This window comes from Mesorhizobium sp. CA15 (genome assembly GCF_020165215.1).
In the GTDB taxonomy this organism is placed as follows: Bacteria; Pseudomonadota; Alphaproteobacteria; order Rhizobiales; family Rhizobiaceae; genus Mesorhizobium.
In genome coordinates this window covers 609,235-634,425 of record NZ_JAIUHQ010000002.1, presented here as the reverse complement: position 1 = coordinate 634,425, position 25,191 = coordinate 609,235, and the positions used below count along the sequence as shown (strand labels likewise).

Below are 25,191 nucleotides of genomic sequence, written 5' to 3'. Positions count from 1 at the left end.
ATTCCCGCCGAACCCAGTTTTCGGCCTTCGAAGGAATCTTGCGATGTTTTTCAAACTGCCAAAGGGGCGCCGTGCCCCAGCTGAGCGTGTCCGGACCGACGCTAGTCGTATCCCGGCCGACTCGATCCGCGCCTTCGGCCGAATGCCGATGCTCGAGGACGCATCACCCTTTTTAACGCATTTGCATATGGAGGACGGGCCGATGTTCGATCCCTACAAAATACCTGGTTCAAGAAGCCTGCACGAGCGCAAGGCGGCTACCTGGGCGCTGCTGATCGGCGAGACCTATTCGTCGGCCGTGCATGCCGAGGAACGGCGCAGGCCGCATCGCGGCATGCTGCCGGACGTCGATTTCTCGCGCGCGGTGCCCGACCACAGCCGGCCCACGCTTGTGCGCCGGATCATCCGCCTGATCCGGCCGGGCGACAGGAGCCGGGCAGGCTCCAGCCTTTCGTCGGGAAGTTCGGTGCCGTCAGGGACGTCAAACGAGCCTGTCGGCGAAATGCCGGCGAAACCCTATATTGCGCGTAGCAAGGCCGGCGATGCGGATGATTCCGTATCGCCGGCCCGCAATGCCGCGCGGCTGCAACGCCTAGCCCATCAATCCCGCGCCGCGTGAGCGCATAGATAAGTCGAGTGCCCGGAATGTTCCGCTGGTTTGAAAACAGGCTCGATCCGTTTCCCGCCGCGGAGCCGGCCGAGCCGCCGAAGACGCTGATCGCCTTCTGCGTTCATTATACGCGCGGCGTCTGGCCCTACATCGCCGTAGATGCGGTGCTGGTGGCGGCGATCGCCATCACAGAAGTGTGGATGTTCGGTTTCATGGGCCGCATCGTCGACTGGCTGTCGGCGCAGAACCGGCAAACGTTCCTGCAGACCGAGAGCTGGAAGCTCGCCGGCATGGCTTTCATCGTGCTGTTTGCGCTGCCCGGTACGGTGTGGCTGCGTTCGTTGCTCAACCAGCAGACACTGATGGGCAATTATCCCATGCGCATCCGCTGGCAGGTGCATCGCTATTTGCTGAAACAGTCGATGGCTTTCTACCAGGACGAGTTCGCCGGCCGGATCGCCACCAAACTGATGCAGACCGCACTCGCCGTGCGCGACTTCGTCATGAAGCTGATAGATGTCCTCAACTACGTGATCGTCTACTTCCTCGGCATGCTGTTCATCGTCGGTTCGGCGGATTTGCGGCTGGCCGCACCCTTGGGTGTGTGGCTGATCGGTTATGTCACCTTGCTGTGGCATTTTATTCCGCGGCTGGGCAAAGTCGGCGAGGAGCAAGCCGCCGCACGCTCGACCATGACCGGCCGCGTCGTCGACAGCTACGCCAACATCCAGACGGTGAAGCTGTTTTCGCACGCGCGCCGCGAGGCGACCTTTGCCAGGGAAGGCATGGCAGGCTTCCTCGACACCGTCTACCGTTCTATGCGGCTGGTGACGGTGCTTTATGGCCTGCTCTACATCTTGAACTCGCTGCTGCTGGTCTCTGTCACGGCGATCTCGCTGTGGCTGTGGCTCGGCCAGGCGGTGACGATCGGCGCAGTAGCCGTGGTCATCGGCCTTGTGCTGCGCATGTGGGGCATGTCGCAATGGATCATGTGGGAGATGTCCGTGCTGTTCGAGAATATCGGCACGGTGCAGGACGGCATCCAGTCGATCTCGCTGCCGCGGCTGGTCGAAGACAGGCCGGGCGCCAAGGACATCGCCGTCGCCCGGGGCGAGATCCGCTTCGAGGACATCCGCTTCCATTACGGCAAGCAGAAGGGCGTTATCGAGAACCTGTCGCTCACCGTGAAGCCCGGCGAGAAGGTCGGCATTGTCGGACGTTCCGGCGCCGGCAAGTCGACGCTGGTCAATCTGTTGCTGCGCTTCTACGACCTGGAAAGCGGCAGGATTCTCGTCGACGGCCAAGAGATCGCTGCGGTGACGCAGGATTCTTTGCGCGCGCAGATCGGCATGGTCACGCAGGACACTTCGCTGCTGCACCGCTCCGTGAAGGAGAATATCCTCTACGGCCGGCCGGACGCGACCGACGAAATGCTCATCGAGGCGGCGCGCCGGGCGGAGGCGCTCGATTTCATCGGCGGGCTCTCGGACCATAACGGCCGCAAGGGTTTCGACGCCCATGTCGGCGACCGCGGCGTCAAACTGTCCGGCGGCCAGCGGCAGCGCATCGCGATTGCCCGCGTCATGCTGAAGGACGCGCCGATCCTCATCCTCGACGAGGCGACGTCGGCGCTCGATTCGGAAGCCGAGGCGGCCATCCAGGAGAACCTCTACAAGCTGATGCAGGGCAAGACCGTCATCGCCATCGCGCACCGCCTGTCGACGATCGCGGCGATGGACCGGCTCGTCGTCATGGACAAGGGGCACATCATCGAGGAAGGCTCGCATGAGGAGCTCGTCGCCAGGGGCGGGCTCTACGCCCAGCTCTGGCAACGCCAGTCGGGCGGCTTCCTGCTCGATGACGCGCCGGCTGAGCCCGATGCCAGGTCGCTTCGATCCGAGATGGCTGCGGAGTAAAGCGATCGCGATTGCAGCAACTCCGTCCGGAATTGCGCAAAACAAAGACTTGGAGCGGCCCGGCGGTTCTGTGAGCCGTCGAGCCGCTCCGGCATCAAGGTTACGGCGATTGCGGGGAATCGATCCCGGGCGTAACCACGACCTCGCCAGAGGCCTGCTGGCGACCAGATCGGTTACCGGCGGATTTCCGGCGCGATGAGAGAAAAATGTTCGACCGCATCTTCACCTGGTTCGAAAGCCGTTATTCGCCGGTGGCGCTGGCCGACGACAGGCAGCCGCCAATGGGGCTTTGGCGGTTCTACTGGTATTTCATAAGACAGTTTCGCGCCGCCTATCGGCTGCGCATGATCATCGTTGCCCTCGCGGCGGTAGTGGACGCGATGCTGCCGATTTTCGTCGGCCTGATCGTCGGCCTGCTCTCCAGCACCAAGCCAGGCGATTTCTTCGCTGCGCACATGCCGTTGCTCGTCATGATGGCGATCGTCGTGCTGCTGCGTCCGCTGTCGATGGTTGTCGATGGTCTCATCCGCAACCACGCCATCGCGCCGAACCTTATCGACCTCATCCGCTGGCAGAGCCATTGGCACGTCGTGCGCCAGGACTGGTCTTTCTTCCAAAACGACTTCGCCGGCCGCATCGGAACCAAGGTCATGCAGAGCGGCGATTCGGTGGAGATGAGCGTCAACCTCACCGTCGATGCGGTCTGGTACGCGCTTGTCTTCGTCGCGGTCGCCATTGTCGTGCTGGCGCGGCTCGATACGCTGCTGCTGGCTGTGGTGGCGGTATGGCTGGTATTCTACTGCCTCATCTTCTGGTCTGCGATGCCGAAGATCACCCAGCGCTCGTCCCAACTGTCGGAGCGGTGGTCGCAGGTGAGCGGCCGCATGGTCGACAGCTACACCAACATCCTGACGCTCAAGACGTTCTCGACCGGCGAGCACGAGGACAAATATGTCTCGCAGGCGGTGGTCGAGCATGCCGACACGTTTTACCAGCTGATGCGCGTTTTCACGCTGATGTGGTCGGCCCTGTTCGTCCTCAACGCGGCGCTGCTCATCGCCATAAGCTGGCTGGCGCTGGCCGGCTGGAACGCGGGGACCATGACTACGGCAGCCGTGGCGACCGCGATACCGTTCGCGCTGCAGATCGCCAACATCTCCGGCAGGATCCTCGATGTCGGCGCCAACGTCTTCCGGCAGATCGGCGTCGCCAGCAATTCGATGACGACGATCGCGCGCCCCATCACCATGCAGGACCAGCCTGACGCACCGGCCCTCGTCGTGACCGCCGGCGGCATCGAGTTCGACCGGGTGAATTTCAACTACTGGCGCAAGGACGGCAAAGGCGGCGTCATCGACAATCTGTCGCTGAAGATCGCGCCGGGCGAGCGGGTCGGCCTGATCGGTCGCTCCGGGGCCGGCAAGTCGACGCTGGTCAATCTCGTGCTGCGGCTGTTCGACGTCCAGGACGGCAAGGTGCTGATCGACGGACAGGACATCCGTCACGTCTCGCAAGAGAGCGTTCGCGCGGCGATCGGCTTCGTCAACCAGGACACGTCGCTCTTGCATCGATCCGTTCGCGAGAACCTCAAATATGGACGCCAGTCGGCCAGCGACGAGGCCATGTTTAGCGCCGCCAAAGCCGCTCAGGTCGACGATGTGATCGCGGCACTGACCGATCCGTATGGGCAGAGCGGCTATGAGGCGCTTGTCGGCGAACGCGGCGTGAAGCTGTCCGGCGGCCAGCGGCAACGCATCGCAATTGCCCGCGTTATGCTGAAGGACGCGCCGATCCTCATTCTCGACGAGGCCACGTCCGCGCTCGATTCGGAAGTGGAAGCCGCCATTCAGGAGAACCTCTACAAGCTCATGCAGGGCAAGACCGTCATCGCCATCGCCCACCGGCTGTCGACCATCGCGGCGATGGACAGGCTGGTGGTGATGGACAAGGGACGCATCGTCGAGGACGGCTCGCATGAGACCTTGATCGCGAAGGGTGGGCTCTATGCCCAGCTCTGGCGGCGCCAGTCGGGCGGTTTCCTGCTCGAGGAAAAGCAGGCCGCCGACGATCTGGCGGCGAAAGGTGAAGCCGCGGAATGATGAAAGGCGTCTATCGCTGGTTCGAGGGCTGGGTCTATCCGTTCCGCGAGCCCGTGAATCTTCGGCCACCCGCCAGCGTCGGCGGCTTCCTGTGGCACTATGTCGGGCAGGCCAAGCTCGCTTTCTTCGCCATGCTCATCATCGGCGGCATCGCGCCGCTGGTCGAGGCGGGCTTGTTCTATTTCGTCGGGAGGCTGGTCGATATCCTCGACCAGCTGCCCGGCGAGCGCAGCTGGCACGCGCTGTGGGCGGCCGCCGGTCCCGAGCTCCTGTTCATGGGCGCCGTGGTTCTGTTCATCCGCACTCTGGTGGTCGGCCTGTCGGCGCTGGTCGACGAGCAGACGATCACGCCCGGATTCTACAACCTGGTGCGCTGGCAGGCGCACCGGCACGTCTCGCGCCAGTCCTATGCCTTCTTCCAGAACGATTTCGCCGGCCGCATCGCGACAAAAGTCTGGCAGGCGGGGCAGGCGACCGGCGACCTGATGGAGAGCTTCATCGAGGTGGTCTGGTTCATGATCGTCTATACGGTGACGACGCTCGCGCTGGTCGCCGGTCTCGATCTGCGGCTGGCGGTGCTGGTGGTGATCTGGATCGCTGCCTTCGGCTGGCTGGCGAAACTCTATCTGCCGGCTATCCGCAAGCATGCCGAGGCGACCGCCGAGGCCGGTTCGATGATCACCGGCCGCATCGTCGATTCCTACTCGAACGTGCAGACGTTGAAGCTGTTTTCGGCCGACGGCGACGATCGCTATATCCGCAGCGGCTTCGGCATCTATCTCGACGCGCTGCGGCCGTTCACACGCCGGCTGACCGGCGTGCGCATGGCGCTGACCATGCTCTCCGGCATCATGATCACGGCGATCGCCGCGTTGGCCATCTATCTGTGGGTCGAAGGCTCGATCACGGTCGGCGCCGTCGCCTTCACGCTGTCGCTGGTGCTCAGGCTCAACATGCTGCTTGGAAGGCTGATGATGCAGCTCAACGGCATCCTAAGGAATCTCGGCGTGCTGGAGAATTCCAAAGCGCTGATCTCGCAGCCGCTTGGCCTGACCGACGCGCCGGACGCCAAGGAACTGGTCGTCGCCGGCGGCCGCATCGACGTCAGGAACGTCACCTTCCATTATGGCAAGGGGGCCGGAGTGCTCGACGGCATCGACCTCGTCGTGCATCCGGGCGAGAAGGTCGGGCTGGTCGGCCCGTCGGGCGCCGGCAAGACGACCTTGGCCAACCTGATCCTGCGCCTCTATGACCTCGAGGGCGGCCAGATCCTGATCGACGGCCAAGACATCGCGCATGTGACGCAGAACTCGCTGCGCGGCAATATCGGCGTGGTCAGCCAGGATACCGCACTTTTCCACCGCTCGCTGCGCGACAACATCAAGCTCGGCATGCCGGACGCGACCGATGCGCAGGTGATCGCCGCGGCCAGGAAAGCCGAGGCGCATGACTTCATCCTGGGGCTGCGCGACAACCGCGAGCGCTCCGGCTACGAGGCCTATGTCGGCGAGCGTGGCGTGAAGCTCTCCGGCGGCCAGCGGCAGCGCGTCGCCATCGCGCGCGTCTTCCTCAAGGATGCGCCGATCCTGATCCTCGACGAGGCGACCTCGGCGCTCGATTCCGACATCGAGGCGGCGATCCAGGAGAACCTGACCAGACTGATGGAGAACAAGACGGTGATCGCCATCGCGCACCGGCTGTCGACCATCGCAGCGCTCGACCGGCTCGTGGTGCTGGACGGCGGCCGCATCGTCGAACAGGGCACGCATGACGAGCTGGTGGCGCTCGACGGGCTCTATGCGCGGCTCTGGAAGCGGCAGTCCGGCGGCTTCCTGTTCAACGAGGAAAGCGCGCTGGAAGAGACGCGGCCAGCGGAGTAGAACGGCATCATGTCGGTACGCATGCCTATGAATTTCGGACGGTCAGGCGCGCAGGAAAGCGCGCTCGATCTGCTCGGCCACGAAATCCTCGCCGAGAAGGCCGCAGCGCTCGGCCGCGCCGGCCGGCGTGTCGAGGAAACCCTTGCCAGATTGCGCGAGAGCGGCGAGGGCGAGCATCGCAACCGGCTGCTTAAGGAGGCGGCAGCGGCCGTCCATGCCTATTTCATCCAGCGCGAGCTTTGCGGTTTGCGCAAGCATGACGCCGTGATCCGCGAATACGACATCCCGCGCGCGGTGCTGGTCAGGCTCGGCGCCAGCTAGGCGCCGATTTCCTGGCGAAAACGCGCCAATCGCGCAGCAAGGGCTCCGGGATTCTCGTCGGCGACGAAGTGGCCGCTACCCGGGATGATGTCGCCTTCGACATTGGATAGGCCTGCTGCCTTCAAGCCGTCGAGATAGTCGGCGATGTCGCCGGATTCGGCCGAGCCTCTGAGATAAAGAACCGGCGTGGCGATCGGCGTCGCGGATGGGTGGGAATTGACCTTGGCGTCCGCGGCAAAGGCGCGGTACCAGTCGAAGCCGGCCTTGAGGCTTTCCGGCCGCGAATAGGCTTTGGCATAGATGTGTCTGGCTTCCGCAGGGATCGCCGATTTTTCCTTCGAAAGAATATCGAAGAAGAAATCGAAATAGGCGCGCTCATGGCCGCTCACCAGTATCTCCGGCAAGGCCGGGATCGCATGAAAGGCGAAATGCCAGATACGCGGATTGCGGATGACATTTTGCCACGGCGCCACGCCGGGGATGACGACGTCCATGATCACCGCGCCGGACAAATTTTCGGGCTCGTCGCGCAACAGCGCGAAGACGATCTGCCCGCCGACGTCATGACCGGCGACGATGACCTGCCGCAAGCCGCAAACGGCGATTAGCCCCTTCATCAGTCTGGCCAGATATGCCTTTTCTCCGGTCTCGGGCGCGCCGTGTGAACCTCCGATGCCCGGCAAGTCCGGCGCAACCACGCGCTGGTCGCCGGCCAGCTCGTCGACGATTGCCTCAAAAGCATGGGAGCTTTGCGGCCAACCATGCAGCAGCAGAAGGCCCGGCGCATCGGGCGGCCCTGCGTCCCGGATCGCGATAGCCAGCCCCTCGACCTCAACGGTGCGCTGTCGCATGCTTCATCTCCATCGATGCCAGATCGATGGAACTAGGCTGCAATCAGCGTTCGGACAGGCCCGGTCCGACGATCGGAAGAATCATTCCAACCATTCGGTGATGAAGTGGCCGTTCTCGTGTATGTCGGTGCTTTCGAGCGGGCCAGGCCCGAGATTGGTGAATTTGTGCGGCGTGTCGGGCGGCACGATCAGGATCTGGCCGGCCGTGGCCTTGATCTCCTGGTCGCCGATCGTGAACAGGCCGGTGCCGGAGCGGATGACGAAGATTTCCGCATAGGGGTGCTTGTGCAGGCGCGGGCCGCCGCCGACCGTCGGCTGATAGTTGAAGATCAGGCAAGAATTGGCGCCGAACTGGCCGCATTGCAGCTCGCCTTTCCAGCGGTCGGGGGCTTCGGCCCAGCTGTCGCGTTCAATGACATGCGCCATGACGCCAGAATAGACCGGGCCAGGAGCCGATGTCGAGGCGAACACCGGCTCGATTGATCCCGGATTTCCCGCTGTTTCACCCTGTCCGGCGGCCTGGCGGGGACGCGTCGGCCTGGGCCGCCGCGCATCCCCGCGACAATCTGCCCTTGTGGTCTCACCCCGCTGGACAAAAACGGGCCGCACGCATAAACCGAACTCCAAATGCCGGAGGAATTCGCTAGCCTGTTCGCCATGCGCTGTCGGGCAGGTGCGATTGAGCGGGGACAAGGCTCGGCCTCCGGTTAGGAAGAGGCGAAAGGATCAGGCACCCGTGAGCGCAACCGATATCCACGATCCCAACCGTCGCGATTTTCTCTACGTAGCCACCGGCATGGCCGCCGTTGTCGGCGCCGGAGCCGTCGCGTGGCCGTTCATCGACCAGATGCGCCCCGATGCCTCGACCCTGGCGCTGGCTTCGGTCGAGGTCGATGTTTCTTCACTGCAGCCCGGCAGCTCGCTGGTCGTCAAGTGGCGCGGCAAGCCGGTGGTGGTGCGCAACCGCACCGAAAAGGAAATGAAGGACGGCGCGGCCGTCAATCTCGCCGATCTCAAGGATCCCATCGCACGCAACGCCAACCTGCCGTCCGACGCGCCGGCGACCGACGCCAACCGCACCACGCCCGGCAAGGAAGCCTGGATGGTGATGGTGCAGGTCTGCACGCATCTCGGCTGCATCCCGCTCGGCCAGGAAGGCGATTTCGGCGGCTGGTTCTGCCCGTGCCACGGTTCGCAATACGACACCGCCGGCCGCATCCGCAAAGGCCCGGCCCCGGAGAACATGGCGATCCCGGTATTCAAGTTCATTTCCGATACCAAGATCCTTATCGGTTGAGGCAGGGGACATTTCGATGAGCGAGGGACACTCGACCTATACGCCTAAGACCGGTATCGAGCGCTGGTTCGACGCCCGCATGCCGCTGCCGCGGCTGGTCCATGACAGCTTCGTCGCCTATCCAGTGCCGCGCAACCTCAACTACATGTGGACGTTCGGCGGTATCCTGTCGCTCATGCTGGCCGCGCAGATCCTGACCGGCATCGTGCTGGCGATGCACTACACCTCCGACACCAATCTCGCCTTCGATTCGGTCGAGAAGATCATGCGCGACGTGAATTCGGGATGGCTCTTGCGCTATCTCCATTCCAATGGCGCCTCGTTCTTCTTCGTCGCCGTCTACATCCATATCTTCCGCGGCCTGTTCTACGGCTCCTACAAGGCGCCGCGCGAGCTCTTGTGGATCCTCGGCTGCATCATTTACCTCCTGATGATGGCCACCGGCTTCATGGGCTACGTGCTGCCTTGGGGCCAGATGAGCTTCTGGGGTGCTACCGTCATCACCGGCTTCTTCAGCGCCATTCCGCTGGTGGGGAACTGGATTCAGGAACTGCTGCTCGGCGGCTTCGCCGTCGACAATCCAACGCTGAACCGCTTCTTTGCGCTACATTACCTGTTGCCGTTCATGATCGCCGGCGTTGTCGTGCTGCACATCTGGGCGCTGCATGTCGTGGGCCAGTCGAACCCGACCGGCATCGAGGTCAAGTCGAAGACCGACACCGTCGCCTTCACGCCCTACGCCACCATCAAGGACGCGTTTGGCATGATCGTGTTCCTGTTCGTCTTCGCCTATTTCGTCTTCTACCTGCCGAACTTTCTCGGCCATCCGGACAACTACACGGTCGCCAACCCGCTGAAGACTCCGGCCCACATCGTTCCGGAATGGTACTTCCTGCCGTTCTACGCGATCCTGCGCGCCATCACCTTCAACATCGGCCCGATCAACTCCAAGCTCGGCGGCGTGCTGTGCATGTTCGGCGCCATCGCCATGCTGTTCCTGGTGCCGTGGCTCGACACTTCCAAGGTGCGCTCGGCGGTCTATCGTCCATGGTACAAGCTGTTCTTCTGGCTGTTCGTAGCCGACGCCATCCTGCTCGGCTGGCTGGGCTCGCAGCCGGCGGAAGGCAGCTATGTGTTCATGGCGCAGATGGCGACGCTGTTCTACTTCGCCTTCTTCCTGGTCGTCATGCCGGTGCTCGGCCTGATCGAGACGCCGCGCAGGTTGCCGAACTCGATCACCGAGGCCGTGCTTGAAAAGAAAAAGGGCGGCAGCGGACATCCGGCACGCGCTGCCGCCGCGCCGGAAACCACGGGCTGAGAATCTGAGGGGATTTTGGGTATGAAGAAGATTCTCACCTCGCTGGCGCTGCTTGGCCTGGTGGTCGCGGGCACCGCTGCCATCGCCGCCGAAGAGGAACACAACGCGGCCGCTCCGACGCATTTCCCGATCAACGAACCGAAGGAAATGAGCTGGAGCTTCGCCGGTCCGTTCGGTACCTATGACAAGGCGCAGCTGCAGCGCGGCCTGAAGGTCTACAAGGAAGTTTGCTCGGCCTGCCACTCGATGAACCTGGTGGCTTTCCGCACGCTGGAAGGCCTCGGCTATTCGGAGGCGCAGATCAAGACTTTGGCCGCCGAATACACCATCCATGACGGCCCGAACGATGCCGGCGACATGTTCGATCGTCCCGGCAAGCCGTCGGATCACTTCCCGGCGCCGTTCCCGAACGAGCAGGCCGCGGCATCCGCCAATGGCGGCGCCGCGCCGCCCGACATGTCGCTGCTTGCCAAGGCACGCGGCGTCGAGCGCGGCTTCCCGCGCTTCATCTTCGACATCTTCACCCAGTATGCGCAGGGCGGCCCGGACTACATCCACTCGCTGCTCACCGGCTACGACCAGACGCCGCCGGCCGGCATGGTGATCCCGGAAGGCACGCACTACAACCCGTACTTCCTGTCCGGCGTGTCGTTGAAGATGCCCAAGCCGCTCTCGGACGGCCAGGTGACCTATGACGACGGCTCGCCGCAGACCGTCGACCAGTATGCGCGCGACGTCTCGGCCTTCCTGATGTTCGCGGCCGAGCCGCATCTCGAGGATCGCAAGAAAACCGGCTTCCGCGTCATGATATTTCTGCTGGTCTTCGGCGCATTGGTCTACATGACCAAGCGCAGGGTGTGGGCCGACGTGGCGCACTGAGGCGGCGTCGATCGCAAGAATTTTGAAAGGGCGCCACAAGGCGCCCTTTTGTATTTCGGCGCGCGCAAACCGGGGCGTGTCACATGACCGTCATCGCTCGTGGCGATCCTGCCTCGCACTCACCAAAGGATCGCACCCATGAAAAGATATGCATCGCTCGCGGCGGGTTTCCTGCTGCTTGTCACCGGATATGTCGCCCATGCCGATGAGGCCCAGCCTTTCGTCACCAGCAAGGACATTGACCTGACGATGATCCTGCCGCCGCCACCGGCCAATGACTCGCCGGAAACCAAAGCCGAGCTCGGCGAGGTGCTGACGCTGCAGGTGACGCGCACGCCGGAAATGGAAAAGCGCGCCATCGCCGACGCCGAGGAGAATATCTGGCGCTTCGCTGACGTCATGGGCCCGAATTTCAACAAGGAGAAGCTGCCGAAGTTCAGTGCCTTCTTCGATCGCGTCGTGGCGACCGAAGGCGCCGTCGTCGATCCCGCCAAGGATGTCTGGAAGCGGCCGCGGCCGCATCAGCTCAGCGATCTGGTCAAGCCGGTCGTGAAGCTGTCGAGCTCCGGTTCCTGGCCGTCTGGTCATGCGACGGTCGGCACCATGATGGGCATCGTCCTTGCCGACATGGTCCCCGAAAAGCGCGCCGAGATCATGGCGCGCGCGGCCGAATTCGCCCACAACCGCGTGGTCGGCGGCATCCATTATCCGTCCGACATCGAGATGGGCAAGATCTCCGGCAGCGTGATCGCCGCGGTCCTGCTCAACCGTCCCGATTTCAAGGCCGAGTACGAAGTGGCGCGCTCCGAGCTGCGCTCGGATCTCGGCATGTAGCCGCTCGGTAGCGCCTGCTTTTCGAAGGGCGCCTTCGCGGGCGCCCTTTTTCATTATGGCCGAGGCCGATCGGTGCCGATCCTTTGCCGGATGTGCTTGTCTCTGGCGCGACATCGCGGTAGCCCTTGTCGGTCGCGTCGGGCAGCAAAGGCCGACGCCGCCAAATCCGACAGCCGGACACGCGGAAAGCCTCGATGAAATCCTCCCTCGAAGACACGCTGCTTGCGGCCATCCGCACCATTCCGGACTACCCCAGGCCCGGCATCCTGTTTCGCGACATCACCACGCTGCTTGGCGACGCGCGCGCCTTCCGCCGCGCCATCGACGAGCTGGTCCATCCCTATGCGGGATTGAAGATCGACAAGATCGCCGGCATTGAGGCGCGCGGCTTCATCCTCGGCGGCGCCGTGGCGCACCAGCTTTCGGCAGGCTTCGTGCCGATCCGCAAGAAAGGCAAGCTGCCCTACGAGACGGTGCGCGTCGCCTACAGCCTCGAATACGGCCTGGACGAGATGGAGATGCACAAGGACGGCGTCTCGCCGGGGGAGAAGGTGATCGTGGTCGACGACCTGATCGCCACCGGCGGCACGGCGGAAGCCGCGGTGAAGCTGCTGAGGCAAATCGGCGCCGACATCGTCGCGGCATGCTTCGTCATCGACTTGCCGGACCTCGGCGGCCGCCAGAAGCTGGAAGCGCTAGGCGTGCCGGTGAGGACGTTGATCGGGTTCGAGGGGCATTGATCTTCTCCTTCTCCCCTTGTGGGAGAAGGTGTCGCCGAAGGCGACGGATGAGAGGTGTTCCAGGGAACGCCAACGTCGCACTTCGCTGGAACACCCCTCATCCGTCTCGGCGCTGCGCGCCGATCCACCTTCTCCCACAAGGGGAGAAGGAGAGGCGCTATCCCACCTTCACCAGAACGGCGCTGTCGAACTCAATCACCTTGTCGCCGGTCGAATCGAAACCTTCCGAACGCAGCGTCAGCAGGTTCCAGCCGGGCCGCCCGGCGAGCGGGCGGTGCGCCTGCGCGGTGCGCGTGAAAGTCACGGTCTCGCCGGCATAGACCGGCTTCAGCCACTTCAAATTGCGGAAGCCGGGCGAGGGGCCGAATTCGGGCTGCGGACCGGGGCCTGTCCAGCGCACGCCCTCGGTCTCCATGCGCTTCTCGAGGTTGTATTTCATCCAGGTGGCGGCAGTGTGCCAGCCTGAGGCGCAGAGCCCGCCAAGCACGCTCTTCTTCGCCGCCTCTTCATCGACGTGGAAGACCTGCGGATCGTATTTGTTGGCAAACGCCCTGATCTCGTCGGCTTCGAATTTATGCGAGCCGAGCGTGACGGTCTCGCCGATCAGGAAATACTCGTCCAGGGTCATGACGGGTCCCTTGCGGCATCACGCGCTAGGAACATCCCGGTGTTTTCGAGTTCGAAGACGCTTTCGCCGCGCTGGTTGACGAGCTCGCTGCGCATAGTGATCAAGCCGAGCTGCGGCCTCGATTTCGACTGGCGCTTGGAAAGTATGGTGAGCGTGCCGGTAAGCCTGTCGCCGGCCAGCACCGGCTTCTTCCATTTCACATGCTCGATGCCGGGCGACCCCTGCGAGGTCGAATCGAGCAGGAAGGCGTCGCACAGCATGCGCATGAACATCGCGCAGGTATGCCAGCCCGAAGCCGAAAGCCCGCCGAGGATGCTCGCCTTGCCGGCTTCCTCGTCGAGATGCATCGGCTGCGGATCGAACTCCGAAGCGAATTCGATGATCTCGGCGGCACTTACGTCCTTGCTGCCGAGGTCGAGCGAGGCGCCCTCGGCGAAATCCTCATAGGCCCAGGTCTTTCCGGTCATGATCGGCAATCCGGTTGACGAACGCGATCCCCAAGGATCGGAAAACCCGGATGCCGGCCCAAGTCGATTTGGTCAAGTGATTTCTGGTAAGCCAGCCGTCGCCGGCCAAGTCCGTCAGAGCCAGCCGCGGCGGCGGAAATACCAGAAGGGCAGGATTGCCGAGACGACCATCAGGGCGATGGCGAACGGGTAGCCGAACTCCCATTTGAGCTCGGGGATGATGTCGAAGTTCATGCCGTAGATCGAGGCGACCAGCGTCGGCGGCAGGAAGATGACGGCGGCGACCGAGAAGATCTTGATGATGGCATTCTGCTCGATCGAGATCATGCCGAGCGTGGCGTCGAGCAGGAAGGAGATCTTCTGCGACAGGAAGGTGGCATGGTCGGCAAGCGAGAGCACGTCGCGCGACAGCGTCTTGATGCGGGCGCGCACATCCTTGCTCATCTTGGTCTGGTCAGCGACATGGGCGAGAAAGCCGGCCAGGCGCTGCAACGAGATCAGGCTGTCGCGGACCGAGGAAGCGATGTCCTCCTTGCGGCCGATGCCTTTGAGGAGCTCCTGGAAATCGCGGTTGCGCTTCGAGGCCTTGGTCGAGCGCGCCTCGAAAATGTCGCGCGAGATCGTTTCCACCTCGCGGCCGGCGCGCTCGAGGATGTCGGCCAGGCGATCGACGATCGCCTCGAGGAGGCCGATCAGGATGGTGTCGCCGCTGGTGCAGCCGGTCGCCACCTTCTCGGCGCGCTGCGGGAAAGTCTTGAAGGCCTTGGGCTCATGATAGCGGATGGTGATCAGCCTCTTGCCGGCGAGCGCGAAGGTCACCGGCGACATCAAGGGATCGTCGGCCTCGGTCTGCGCCGGCAGCACGGCGGTCATGAAGTAGCCGCCGTCCTCGATATAGAGCCGGCTCGAAATCTCGATCTCTTCCATTTCCTCGCGGGTCGGGATGGCAATGCCCAGCCAGCTCTCGATGCGCGCCTCTTCCTCCTTGGTCGGGTTGAAAAGATCGGCCCAGACGACCCTGTCGCCATCCGCCGCAAGGTCCTCGGTAAGACGCAGGCGATCATTGTCCACGACGAAGGTTTTTATCATCGCCGGGTCTCCCTGGAGATCAGGTGTTGAACTTGAACAGCATGATGTCGCCGTCCTGAACGACGTATTCCTTGCCTTCGTCTCGCGCCTTGCCGGCTTCCTTGGCGGCCGCTTCGCCGCCCAGCGTGACGAAGTCGTTGTAGGCGATCGTCTGGGCGCGGATGAAGCCGCGCTCGAAATCGGTGTGGATGACGCCGGCCGCCTGCGGCGCCTTATCGCCCTTGTGGATCGTCCAGGCGCGCGTCTCCTTCGGTCCGACGGTGAAATAGGTGATCAGGTGCAGGAGCTCGTAGCCGGCGCGGATCACCTTGTTGAGGCCCGGCTCATCGAGGCCGATCGAGGCAAGGAATTCCATTTCCTCCTCGTCTGAAAGCTGGGCGACTTCAGCCTCGATCGCCGCCGAGATCACAACCGTGCCGGCGCCCTGCGCGGCCGCCATCTTCTCCACCGCCCTGGTGTGCTCGTTGCCGGTGGCGGCGTCTGCCTCGGCGACGTTGCAGACATAGAGAACGGGATGCGAGGTGAGCAGGTTCAGCCCCTGCAGGATGCGCAGGTCCTCCGCGGCGATGCCGTTGAGCAGGAAGCGCGTCGGCTTGCCGGCTTGCAGAAGCTCGAGCGCGGCCTCCATCATGGGCAGGACGGCCATGGCCTCCTTGTCCTTGCCGGCGGCGCGCTTGCGGATCTGGGCGATGCGGCGCTCGAGGCTTTCGAGGTCGGCGAGCATCAGCTCGGTCTCGACCGTCTCGGCGTCGGCGACAGGGTCGATACGGCCTTCGACATGGGTGATGTCGTCATCCTCGAAGCAGCGCAGCACATGCACAATGGCGTCGACCTCGCGAATGTTGGCGAGGAACTGGTTGCCCAGCCCTTCGCCCTTGGAGGCGCCGCGCACCAGGCCGGCGATATCGACGAAGGAGATGCGGGTCGGGATGATCTCCTTCGACTTGCCGATCGCCGCGATCTTCTGCAGGCGCGGGTCAGGCACCGCCACCTCGCCGGTGTTCGGCTCGATGGTGCAGAAAGGATAGTTGGCGGCCTGTGCGGCGGCCGTCCTGGTCAGCGCGTTGAACAGCGTGGACTTGCCGACGTTGGGCAAGCCAACGATGCCACATTTGAAACCCATGTTCGTCCAATCCTGTCGGAAATTCGATTTTGGTGAGGGCTATGGGCGATAGGGGTGACGAACGTCAAGCCCCATGCCTCTATCGTGACAGGGCCTAAAGCGCGTCGCGATCTTTTAGATTCGCTCCCTGCGCTTTAGTCTTTTGATTTTGCGCATGTCTTTACCCCGAAACCGGTTCCCACTTTCGGGAGACATGCTTTAGTCCTTGCCAAAGAGCTTCTTCAGCATGGCAGCCATCGGGCCGCTTTCTGGGAGCTTTGCCGCCGGCTGCTGCGGGCGCGCCTGGCGGACATGGCTTTGCTGCTTCGGCGCCTTGGGCGGCGGGCGGTCGTCATCGCCGGTCGGCACAAGCTTGTCGCGCAAGGCGAGCGTGACCCGGTTCATGAACGAGCTGTCGTCGCCCATGGCGAGCAAGCCGGCAGCGTCGGCGATTGCGTCCAGCAGGACATCGAGCCACTCGCGGTCGGCCTTGGCGAAATCGCCAAGCACATGGCCGTGCACCATCTCCTTGACGCCGGGATGGCCGACGCCGATGCGCACCCGGCGATAGGCGTTGCCGACATGCTGGTCGAGCGAGCGGATGCCGTTATGGCCGCCGGAGCCGCCGCCCACCTTGACCCGGAGCTTGCCGGCAGCAAGGTCGATCTCGTCGTAGAAGACGGTGAGGGCGGATGGTTCGAGCTTGTAGAAGCGCAGCGCTTCGCCGACCGACTGTCCGGAGAGGTTCATGAAGGTCTGCGGCTTGATCAGCAGGATTTTTTCGCCGCCGAGCGTGCCTTCTGAGACCAGGCCCTGGAATTTTCTCGACCAGGGCGAAAAGAAATGGCGGCGGGCAATCGCGTCCGCCGCCATGAAGCCGACATTGTGCCGGTTGTTTTCGTATTTCGCGCCCGGATTGCCGAGGCCTGCAAAGACAAGCATCGCCGCCTCCAGACTTAGAACACGATGCCGAAAAGTGAGAAGCGGTTTTCGGAAAACATCATGCTCTATTTCTTTGGTTTAGAGCCGGATGAAATCATCCGGCTCGGAGAATTACTTCTCTTCGGCCTCCGGGGCCGCCGTCTCTTCCACAGCTTCCGTGGTCGCTTCCGTCTCCGGCTTCATCGCCGACGAGCCGGCAACGGTCGCGATGGTGAAATCGCGATCGGAGATGACCGGCTTGACGCCGGCCGGCAGCTTGACCGCCGAGATATGGATCGAATCGCCGATGTCGGTGCCGGTGAGATCGACGGTGATGAACTCCGGGATCGCGTTGGCCGGGCAGTGGAACTCGACTTCGTGACGAACGATGTTGAGCACGCCGCCGCGCTTGATGCCTGGCGACTTGTCTTCATTGATGAAGTGGACAGGCACGTCGACATTGACTTCAGTGTCCTTGCCGATGCGCAGGAAGTCGACATGGACAGGAAAATCCTTGACCGGGTCGAGCTGGAAATCCTTCGGCAGGACCTGGATCTTCTTGCCGTCGACATCGATCGTGGCGATCGTGGTCAGGAACCCGCCGCCATGGATCTTGTAGAAGATGTCCTTGTAGTTGAGCGCAATCGCCAGGGGAGGCTGCTTGTCGCCATAGATAACTGCAGGCACTTTACCGTCGCGACGAACTGCACGGGCGGACCCCTTACCGACCTGTTCGCGCGCTTCGGCTTTCAGCTCATAAGCATCGTGGCTCATGGCATTTCCTTTCGCGTGTTGTGGAGCGTTCGCGGCCGGCAAACCCGTCCGTAAACGTCGAAAGCCGTCGCGGCCTTGCACGATCTGTCGATGCGTTTGGCGATCCAAAAGCGTCTTGGGATCATGCAGGCCTGGCCGGCCTTCCTCCGCGTTGCCTCCAAGGGTGTCTACGCGGGTGGCGGCTCTATAGCGGAAGGCGGGCAAGGGTGCAAGCGGTTGGCCGGGCGGGTTGCGGGCGGTTCCGGTGCCGAAAGGATAAACCGGAAATCCGACTTGCGGCAAATGTAGGAACGCGCAGTTCTCAGCCGTCCTGCGGGCATGTGGCCAAATCCATGGGGACCAATATGAAGCTTCTGTTCAGCCGCAATCCCAATCCTCGCCTCGCGGTCGCGACGGCGCGCCATCTCAAGGCGGAGATCGCGTTCGAGTTCGCATCGCCCATGGCGCCGGGGCAGGCCGAACGCTATCGCGCGCTGAACCCCAATCTGACCTTGCCGATCCTGGTCGGGCCGGGATGGAGCCTTTGGGAGACCGACGCCATCGCCTGCCGGCTTTCGCGCGAGACGCATTCGGATTTCTGGCGCGGCGGGCAGGACGAGCCGGACATGATCCGCTGGATCAGCTGGGGCAAGGAACGGTTCGCTTTCGCTTGCGACATGGTGCATTTCGAGCGTGGGACCAAGCAGCGCTATGGGCTTGGTCCTATCGACCGCGCGCTGGTCGAGGAGGGACTGAGGCAGTTCCACGCCGCCGCCGCGATCCTCGAGCCTGAGCTTGCCGGACGCGATTGGCTGGTCGGCAATTCCGTCTCCTATGCCGACTTCCGCATGGCGACGTTCCTGCCTTTCAACGATGCCGCCCGATTGCCGCTCGACGACTACCCGTCTATCCGCCGCTGGTATGGCCGGCTCGAGGCGATCGATGCCTGGCGCGACCCGTTCCAGGGACTTCAGGCGCCTCCACTGGCTCCGGTCAAGGTCGAGGCCTGACCCGCATGGGCTGAACCAATCAACGCTTCTCCCGCGCAAACTCAATCCGTTTGCGCGGCGCGTTTTGAAATCTTCTCGCTCATTTAATTCTACAAAATCTGTAGCCTTAATGAAGAAATGTCCGCGAGGAGAGCCCGAACATGACAAAGAAGCTGGTGGTTGGATTTTCCGGCAATCTGACCCGTCCGTCAAAGACCAAGGCATTTATCACGCAGATCGCGGACGAAGCGGCTGGCCGCATCGGGGCGGCCTCGGCGGTCCATGACATTGAAGATCTCGGTCTATCGTTCCCGTCGGCACGGCGCATTTCCGATCTCGATCAAACGGCGCGCAATATCGTTGAGCAATTGCTCGGCGCCGACGTTCTGGTGGTGGGGTCGCCGACCTTCAAAGGCAGCTATACCGGACTTTTCAAGCACTTGTTCGATCTGCTCGATCCGTCGTCGCTGCGCGGCAAGCCGATCATTCTCGTTGCCACGGGCGGCGGCGAGCGCCATTCGCTGATCGTCGAGCATCAGCTGCGGCCGCTGTTCGGATTCTTCGAAGCGCTCACCATGCCGACCGCGATCTACGCTTCCGACAAGGATTTCACCGACGGCGTGCTGGTGTCGGAAGCCACCCAAGCCCGCGCCCGCCAGGCCGTTGCCGAGGTTTTGCGCATCGTTGGCGAAACTCGCAGCGTCGGCCTCGCCGCCTGAATTCAGGCAGTCGTTTTGGAACCCGAAGGATCAGCCATGACCAGCTCCAGCACATCCAGACAGATCAAGCTCGGCGCCTTTCTGCCCGGCGGCGGCCAGCACGTCGCGGCCTGGCGTCATCCGGACGCGCCGGCCGATGGCGCGACCAATTTCGAGTTCCACAAGCAACTCGCGCTGACCGCCGAGCGGGGCCTGTTCGACGCCTATTTCCTGGCTGACAATCTCACCATCGGCCTCGGCGCCCGTGAAGGCGGCAACGCCAAGATCGCCGGTTTCGAGCCGGTGACACTGTTTGCCGCGCTGGCGCCGTTGACCACGCATATCGGCTTCATCGCCACCGCCTCGACCACCTATGAAGAACCGTACACACTCGCGCGCAAATTCGCCTCGCTCGATCTGTTGTCGAACGGGCGCGCCGGCTGGAACGTGGTGACGTCGGCCGGCGACGACACGGCGCGCAACTTCAATCGTGACGTCCAGCCCAATCACGCCGAGCGCTATGCGCGGGCGCATGAGCATGTCGAAACGGTCAAGGCGCTGTGGGACAGTTGGGAAGACGACGCCTTCATCCGCGACAAGAAGACGGGCCGTTTCTACGACAAGGACAAGCTGCATGACGTGAACCACAAGGGCGCGCATTTCAGCGTCAAGGGGCCGCTCAACGTGCCGCGTCCGGTGCAGGGTCATCCGGTGGTCGTGCAGGCGGGACAGTCGGAGGACGGTCGCGGACTCGCGGCGGCATCGGCCGAGGTGATATTCACCGCGCATCAGAACCTTGCCTCGGCGCAGGAGTTCTATCGCGACATCAAGGCGCGCGTCGCGGCGGCCGGGCGCGATCCGGCGCAGGTGCTTATCATGCCGGGCGTGGCGCCCTTCGTCGGCCGCACCGAGGAAGAGGCCCGTGCCAAATACCAGCAGCTGAACGACCTGATCCTGCCGGAGGACGGCGTGGCGCTGCTCAACGGACTTGCCGGCCAGACGCTCGACCTCAGGGACTATCCGCTCGACGGCCCGCTGCCGCCGAGCAGGGAGACCGAAGGCATGAAGAGCCGCCAGGCGCTGATCCGCCAGATTGCGGACGAGCATAATTTCACGATCCGCCAGCTCTATCAGTGGGTTGCGACCGCGCGCGGCCATTACACGGTCATCGGCAGCGCCGCCCAAGCCGCGGATCAGCTGGAGGAATGGTTCACGAGCGAGGGCGCCGACGGCTTCAACATCCTGCCGCCATGGTTGCCCGGCGCGCTCGACGATTTCGTAGACCTGGTGATCCCGGAGCTGCAGCGTCGCGGCCTGTTCCGCACCGCTTACGAGGGCAGCACGCTGCGCGAGAATCTTGGCCTGAGGCGGCCGCAGAACCCGTGGACGGCCGCGCGCTCGACCGTGCTCGCCGCCGAATGATTCCCGACGCGAGAGCAAGACGATGACTTTGCAGCATATCGAAAAGACGGTCGGTATCGGCCGGCATGAGGGTGGCAGCGGCACCGGCATGGAGCCGCTGCGCCTCCTGACGCGGACTTCGGCGCGAATCCTGTCGCGTTATGGCGTGCTGCTCGGCTTCCTCGTGTTCTGGCAGGTGGCAGCGAGCAGCGGCTGGGTCAATTCGGCCGTGCTGCCGCCGGTCGACACGATCGTCGCGGCGCTCTGGAAGGGCCTCATTGGCGGCAGCCTGCTCGGCGACATAGCCATCAGCCTGCAGCGTGCCGGCCTTGCATTCGCGGCGGCCGTCGTCGTCGCCATTCCGCTTGGCCTGGTCATGGGCCAGGCGCGTGCCGTGGAGACCGCGCTCGACCCGATCCTGCAGCTGTTCCGTCAGACCTCGGCGCTGGCGCTCTACCCGGTGTTCATCCTGCTTCTGGGACTGGGTGAAGCTTCGAAAGTGTTCGTCATCTTCTGGGCGACGCTGTTTCCGCTGCTGCTCAACACCATCAGCGGCGTCAAGGAGGTCGACCCGAAGCTGCTCGAAATGGCGCACGCCTATGGCGCCCGGCGACTGACGATTTTCCGCCGCGTCGTGCTGCCGGGCGCGGTGCCGTCGATCTTCGTCGGGTTGCGGCTCGGCGCCACGACCGCGCTGCTGCTGTTGATCGCCTCGGAGATGATCGGCGCCAACAAGGGCATCGGCTTCCAGGTGATGAATGCCCAGTACAATTTCCAGATTCCGCTGATGTTCGCGGCGATCGTCATCCTGGCGGCACTCGGCCTAATCGCCAACCAGGTGCTGGTCGTCCTGCAGCGGCGGCTGTGTCGTTGGAATGTTTCAGCCGGCTAAGCACCCAAACCTTCACCGTCACTCCCAAAACAACGAAAGGCTTGATCATGAGCATCACCCGCCGTTCGCTTCTCCTGCGCGCCCCGCTTGCTGCCGGCATTCTCGCCGGCCTGCCGTCGATCGCCATGGCGCAAGCCGCATCCGTCAAGATCCGCTATCTCGCCAGCCGCGGCAGCATCTCCCCGCATGAGCTGGCCGACGCGCTCGGCTATTTCAAGGGCCTCGGCATCGAGCTCGAAAATGTCGGCTATGCCGCGGGCGGCCCGGAATCGCTGTTCGCGCTCGCGTCCGGCAGCGTCGACCTGGGCTCGGCAGCCACGCCGGCGGTGATCAACTCTATCGCCGGCGGCAACGACTTCGTCGCGGCTTATCCCAGCAACGGCATCAACAAGGACGTGAAGAGTGTCTTCTACGTGCTGGAAGACAGTCCGATCAAATCGATCGCCGACATTGCCGGCAAGACGATCTCGGTCAACACGCTCGGCGCCCATCTCGACTATACGGTGCGCGAGGCGCTGCACAGCGTTGGCCTGCCGCCGGACGCGGCCAAGCTGGTCGTGGTGCCCGGGCCGCAGCTCGAACAGACCTTGCGCTCGCGTCAGGTCGATATTGCCGGGCTGGGTTATTGGCAAGCGACGTTTGCGGGCCAACTGGTCAGCAATGGCGGCGTGCGCGGCGTCTTCAACGATACCGACGTGCTCGGCGAAATCGCCGGTGGCTTCGTCGTGCTGCGTCGTGATTTCATCACGGCGAATCCGGATGCGGCCCACAACTTCGTCGAACAGTCGGCGCGCGCGTCGGACTGGTCGCGGCAAAATCCGGACGAGACGCGCAAGCTGCTAGCCGACATTCTCAACAGGCGTGGCGAGAATGGCGAGCTGGCGCGCTACTGGACCGGCTTCGGCCTGCGCGAGAAGGCGGCGGTGACCGACCGCGACGTCGAGTTCTGGGTGAATATCCTCGAGCGCGACGGCCGGCTGCCGAAAGGCAAGCTCAAGGCTTCCGACATTCTCTACCGTCTCGGCGAAACCAAGACCAATTGAGCACGGAGACGCAAACCATGCCCACGGCACGCGGCGGCGATGTCACGATCCGCGACCTGTCGAAATCCTTCGCACTCGCCGGGCGGCAGCTTGCCGTGCTGCGCTCGCTCAATCTCGATATCCGCTCCGGCGAATGCCTGGTCATTGTCGGCGCAAGCGGTTCCGGCAAGACGACGCTGCTGCGCATCCTTGCCGGGCTGGAGCGGGCCGATGGCGGCGCCGTCGCGATCGACGGCAAGCGGATTGAGGGCGTCGGCGAAGAGCGGGCGGTAATTTTCCAGGAGCCGCGGCTGCTGCCCTGGCTGACTGTGCTCGGCAATGTCGCCTTCGGTCTCGAAGTGCGCGGCATTGCCAAGGCGGAGGCCGAGAAGCGGGCGCGTTTCTATGTCGCCCTGGTCGGCCTTGCCGAATTCAGCGATGCATATCCCAGGCAGCTCTCCGGCGGCATGGCGCAGCGCGTCGGCATCGCCAGGGCACTGACGGTGCAGCCGGAAATCCTGCTGCTCGACGAGCCGCTCGGGGCGCTCGACGCCATGACCAAGATCTCCATGCAGGAGGAGCTGGCGCGCATCTGGAGCGAGGAGAATGTCACCATGGTCATGGTGACCCATGACCTTGAAGAGGCGATCTATCTTGCCGACAGGGTGCTGATCCTGCCCAGGGAGAAAGGCGGCGCGGCGCGACTGATCGATGTCGATCTGCCGCGGCCGCGCGAGCGCAGCGAAAGCCGCTTCGTGCGCTATCGCGAGGAGTTGTTACGCGAGTTCGGCCTGCACTAGGGTGATATTCAGGTGATGCCAGTCCGACTTTGAATCTCGATTAGCCTTCGGCGGTGTCCACCATCTGGTCGCCGCTTAAAGCATTGCGCAGCGCCTGGATTTGCCGGTTCAGCGCATCGAGTTCAGCCAGTTTCATGCCTGAGCGCTCGATCAGGGTCTCGTTCAGGCAATTGCACCGGACGAGCAGAGCACGTCCGGCGGCGGTGAGATCGACCTGCACCTGGCGCTCGTCCGTCTGGCTGCGCTGGCGGGTGACAAGGCCTGCCTGTTCCATGCGTTTCACCAGCGGCGTGATGGTGCTCGATTCGAGGGCCAGCCGATGCGCGATGCTGCCCACCGACATGCCGTCCGTCTCTCCCAGCGCATTGAGCACGAGATATTGCGGATAGGTGATCCCCATCTCGTCCAGCATCGGCTTGTAGGTGCGGTTGATCGCCATGCTGGTGGCGTAGAGGGTGAAGCAGAGCTGATTGTCCAACGGGAGAGGCACGGCGCATTCCTTTGCCGACTGAGCATCCTTTATGTATCACGGGAAATGGTATCGCGATACATTTTTTGGTAGACAAGGCTCTCGATCTTCATTACGAAATAATTATCGCGATATTGTTTATCGCGCTAATACAAGGAGATTGAGATGACCTCGCAGACCAAGTCGGGTTCGGGCAGCGGCACGATCACCACGAAGGACGGAACGCAGATCTTCTACAAGGACTGGGGGACTGGCCAGCCGGTCGTCTTCCACCATGGCTGGCCGCTGAGCAGCGACGACTGGGACGCCCAAATGCTGTTCTTCCTGGCACAGGGCTACCGCGTCATCGCCCACGACCGGCGCGGCCATGGCAGGTCCAGTCAGACCGATACCGGCAACGAGATGGACACCTATGCCGCGGATGTGGCGGCGCTCGCGGAGCATCTCGACCTCAAGGATGCCATCCACGTCGGTCATTCGACAGGCGGCGGCGAGGTCGCGCGCTATGTCGCGCAATATGGCGGCGGAGGCCGCGTCGCCAAGGCCGTGCTGATCGGCGCGGTGCCGCCGATCATGTTGAAGACGCCGGCCAATCCCGGCGGCCTGCCGATCGAGGTGTTCGACGGTTTCCGCGCGGCGCTGGCGGCCAACCGGGCACAGTTCTTCCACGACGTGCCGGCCGGCCCGTTCTACGGCTTCAACCGTCCCGGCGCCCAGGCTTCCGAAGGTGTCATCGACAATTGGTGGCGCCAGGGCATGATGGGCGGCGCCAAGGCGCATTACGACTGCATCAAGGCCTTCTCAGAAACAGACTTCACCGAGGACCTGAAGAAAATCGACGTGCCGGTGCTGGTCATGCATGGCGACGATGACCAGATCGTCCCGATCGCCGACTCCGCGCTCCTCTCGATCAAGCTGCTCAAGAAGGGCGAGCTCAAGGTTTACAAGGGCTTTCCGCACGGCATGGCAACGACCCATGCGGATGTCATCAACGCCGACCTGCTGGCCTTCTTCAAGGCCTGAGGCTGGCCGCCAAAACGCGAAAGCACCCGCCCTCGGGCGGGTGCTGTAAGACGACGGATCATCGTTTCGCGGTTGGGCGGGGACGCTCGATATTGTCCCTATGCCGTCCTTTCGATATCGGCGAGAAGTCAGCGCCCGGCCGCCGATATCATCTCCAGACTCGGCACCGAAAAATGGTACTGTCGCCTCTGA

Annotated in this window: 26 protein-coding genes; 17 read left to right on the top strand and 9 right to left on the bottom strand. The window is 63.3% G+C overall.

Features of this window, described 5'->3' with window-relative positions:
* Window positions 1-202: 202 nt before the first annotated feature.
* The 5 genes from LB515_RS06525 to LB515_RS06505 all read left to right on the top strand — a co-directional run bounded on the left by LB515_RS06525 (window position 203) and on the right by LB515_RS06505 (window position 6,826).
* Entirely contained in the window at window positions 203-619 is a 417-nt protein-coding gene (locus LB515_RS06525) for a hypothetical protein (protein WP_224707137.1), read from the top strand.
* A 26-nt stretch (window positions 620-645) separates the two neighbouring features.
* Window positions 646-2,526, top strand: a complete 1,881-nt coding sequence (locus LB515_RS06520) for an ABC transporter ATP-binding protein (protein ID WP_224707136.1) — start codon at window positions 646-648, stop codon at window positions 2,524-2,526.
* A gap of 206 nt (window positions 2,527-2,732) precedes the next feature.
* Window positions 2,733-4,625: an ABC transporter ATP-binding protein gene (locus tag LB515_RS06515; protein WP_224707135.1), complete on the top strand. Its 1,893-nt coding sequence runs from the start codon at window positions 2,733-2,735 to the stop codon at window positions 4,623-4,625.
* Window positions 4,622-6,505, top strand: a complete 1,884-nt coding sequence (locus LB515_RS06510; RefSeq protein ID WP_224707134.1) for an ABC transporter ATP-binding protein — start codon at window positions 4,622-4,624, stop codon at window positions 6,503-6,505. The genes LB515_RS06515 and LB515_RS06510 overlap by 4 nt, the downstream gene beginning before the upstream one ends.
* Before the next feature lie 9 nt (window positions 6,506-6,514).
* Window positions 6,515-6,826 (top strand): DUF6665 family protein, encoded by a 312-nt coding sequence (locus LB515_RS06505; protein WP_140838699.1) that lies wholly within the window; start codon window positions 6,515-6,517, stop codon window positions 6,824-6,826.
* Here the strand turns inward: LB515_RS06505 and LB515_RS06500 are convergent.
* The gene (locus LB515_RS06500; RefSeq protein WP_224707133.1) at window positions 6,823-7,677 is read right to left on the bottom strand and encodes an alpha/beta fold hydrolase; all 855 of its coding nucleotides are present in this window, start codon (window positions 7,675-7,677) and stop codon (window positions 6,823-6,825) included. The genes LB515_RS06505 and LB515_RS06500 overlap by 4 nt on opposite strands.
* A gap of 81 nt (window positions 7,678-7,758) precedes the next feature.
* Window positions 7,759-8,103 (bottom strand): cupin domain-containing protein, encoded by a 345-nt coding sequence (locus tag LB515_RS06495; protein WP_224524611.1) that lies wholly within the window; start codon window positions 8,101-8,103, stop codon window positions 7,759-7,761.
* A gap of 310 nt (window positions 8,104-8,413) precedes the next feature.
* Between LB515_RS06495 and petA the strand changes: the two genes are divergently transcribed.
* The 5 genes from petA (at window position 8,414) to LB515_RS06470 (ending at window position 12,745) form a co-directional block, all read left to right on the top strand.
* Window positions 8,414-8,974: a ubiquinol-cytochrome c reductase iron-sulfur subunit gene (petA, locus tag LB515_RS06490; RefSeq protein ID WP_095766509.1), complete on the top strand. Its 561-nt coding sequence runs from the start codon at window positions 8,414-8,416 to the stop codon at window positions 8,972-8,974.
* A 16-nt stretch (window positions 8,975-8,990) separates the two neighbouring features.
* Complete coding sequence (locus LB515_RS06485) at window positions 8,991-10,292, top strand: cytochrome b (RefSeq protein ID WP_224707132.1); 1,302 nt, start codon at window positions 8,991-8,993, stop codon at window positions 10,290-10,292.
* A 21-nt stretch (window positions 10,293-10,313) separates the two neighbouring features.
* Window positions 10,314-11,171, top strand: a complete 858-nt coding sequence (locus LB515_RS06480) for a cytochrome c1 (protein WP_224524619.1) — start codon at window positions 10,314-10,316, stop codon at window positions 11,169-11,171.
* 138 nt (window positions 11,172-11,309) lie between these two features.
* Entirely contained in the window at window positions 11,310-12,005 is a 696-nt protein-coding gene (locus tag LB515_RS06475) for an acid phosphatase (protein WP_224524622.1), read from the top strand.
* Between the two features lie 194 nt (window positions 12,006-12,199).
* On the top strand, window positions 12,200-12,745 hold the full coding sequence (locus LB515_RS06470; protein WP_095766724.1) for an adenine phosphoribosyltransferase: 546 nt from the start codon (window positions 12,200-12,202) through the stop codon (window positions 12,743-12,745).
* A 157-nt stretch (window positions 12,746-12,902) separates the two neighbouring features.
* On the opposite strand, the gene LB515_RS06465 is transcribed toward LB515_RS06470, so the two are convergent.
* From LB515_RS06465 to LB515_RS06440, 6 genes are all read right to left on the bottom strand, one after another.
* Window positions 12,903-13,373 carry a MaoC family dehydratase gene (locus LB515_RS06465; protein WP_224531108.1) on the bottom strand — a complete coding sequence of 157 codons (471 nt, stop codon included), beginning with the start codon at window positions 13,371-13,373 and terminating at the stop codon, window positions 12,903-12,905.
* On the bottom strand, window positions 13,370-13,840 hold the full coding sequence (locus tag LB515_RS06460) for a MaoC family dehydratase (protein ID WP_224707131.1): 471 nt from the start codon (window positions 13,838-13,840) through the stop codon (window positions 13,370-13,372). Before LB515_RS06460 ends, LB515_RS06465 begins: the two co-directional genes overlap by 4 nt.
* 114 nt (window positions 13,841-13,954) lie before the next feature.
* On the bottom strand, window positions 13,955-14,929 hold the full coding sequence (corA, locus tag LB515_RS06455; protein ID WP_140543249.1) for a magnesium/cobalt transporter CorA: 975 nt from the start codon (window positions 14,927-14,929) through the stop codon (window positions 13,955-13,957).
* Window positions 14,930-14,948: 19 nt separating this feature from the next.
* Complete coding sequence (gene ychF / locus LB515_RS06450) at window positions 14,949-16,052, bottom strand: redox-regulated ATPase YchF (protein ID WP_224626820.1); 1,104 nt, start codon at window positions 16,050-16,052, stop codon at window positions 14,949-14,951.
* A 198-nt stretch (window positions 16,053-16,250) separates the two neighbouring features.
* Window positions 16,251-16,973 (bottom strand): aminoacyl-tRNA hydrolase, encoded by a 723-nt coding sequence (gene pth, locus LB515_RS06445; protein ID WP_224707130.1) that lies wholly within the window; start codon window positions 16,971-16,973, stop codon window positions 16,251-16,253.
* A 111-nt stretch (window positions 16,974-17,084) separates the two neighbouring features.
* The gene (locus tag LB515_RS06440) at window positions 17,085-17,726 is read right to left on the bottom strand and encodes a 50S ribosomal protein L25/general stress protein Ctc (protein ID WP_095766518.1); all 642 of its coding nucleotides are present in this window, start codon (window positions 17,724-17,726) and stop codon (window positions 17,085-17,087) included.
* 344 nt (window positions 17,727-18,070) lie between these two features.
* Here LB515_RS06440 and LB515_RS06435 point away from each other — a divergent pair, with 344 nt between their 5' ends.
* The 6 genes from LB515_RS06435 (at window position 18,071) to LB515_RS06410 (ending at window position 23,507) form a co-directional block, all read left to right on the top strand.
* Entirely contained in the window at window positions 18,071-18,715 is a 645-nt protein-coding gene (locus tag LB515_RS06435; protein ID WP_224606078.1) for a glutathione S-transferase family protein, read from the top strand.
* A 140-nt stretch (window positions 18,716-18,855) separates the two neighbouring features.
* On the top strand, window positions 18,856-19,413 hold the full coding sequence (msuE, locus tag LB515_RS06430; RefSeq protein WP_095766519.1) for an FMN reductase: 558 nt from the start codon (window positions 18,856-18,858) through the stop codon (window positions 19,411-19,413).
* A 36-nt stretch (window positions 19,414-19,449) separates the two neighbouring features.
* Entirely contained in the window at window positions 19,450-20,814 is a 1,365-nt protein-coding gene (locus tag LB515_RS06425; protein ID WP_224707129.1) for an LLM class flavin-dependent oxidoreductase, read from the top strand.
* A gap of 22 nt (window positions 20,815-20,836) precedes the next feature.
* On the top strand, window positions 20,837-21,685 hold the full coding sequence (locus tag LB515_RS06420) for an ABC transporter permease (RefSeq protein WP_224707128.1): 849 nt from the start codon (window positions 20,837-20,839) through the stop codon (window positions 21,683-21,685).
* Window positions 21,686-21,732: 47 nt separating this feature from the next.
* Window positions 21,733-22,728, top strand: coding sequence for an ABC transporter substrate-binding protein (locus LB515_RS06415; protein WP_224707127.1), 996 nt, complete (start codon window positions 21,733-21,735; stop codon window positions 22,726-22,728).
* A 17-nt stretch (window positions 22,729-22,745) separates the two neighbouring features.
* Complete coding sequence (locus LB515_RS06410; RefSeq protein WP_224636605.1) at window positions 22,746-23,507, top strand: ABC transporter ATP-binding protein; 762 nt, start codon at window positions 22,746-22,748, stop codon at window positions 23,505-23,507.
* Window positions 23,508-23,547: 40 nt separating this feature from the next.
* Here the strand turns inward: LB515_RS06410 and LB515_RS06405 are convergent, their stop codons facing one another.
* Window positions 23,548-23,997: a MarR family winged helix-turn-helix transcriptional regulator gene (locus LB515_RS06405; RefSeq protein WP_224636604.1), complete on the bottom strand. Its 450-nt coding sequence runs from the start codon at window positions 23,995-23,997 to the stop codon at window positions 23,548-23,550.
* 144 nt (window positions 23,998-24,141) lie between these two features.
* Here LB515_RS06405 and LB515_RS06400 point away from each other — a divergent pair, with 144 nt between their 5' ends.
* Window positions 24,142-24,999 (top strand): alpha/beta fold hydrolase, encoded by an 858-nt coding sequence (locus LB515_RS06400; protein ID WP_224604465.1) that lies wholly within the window; start codon window positions 24,142-24,144, stop codon window positions 24,997-24,999.
* The last annotated feature ends 192 nt before the right edge of the window (window positions 25,000-25,191 follow it).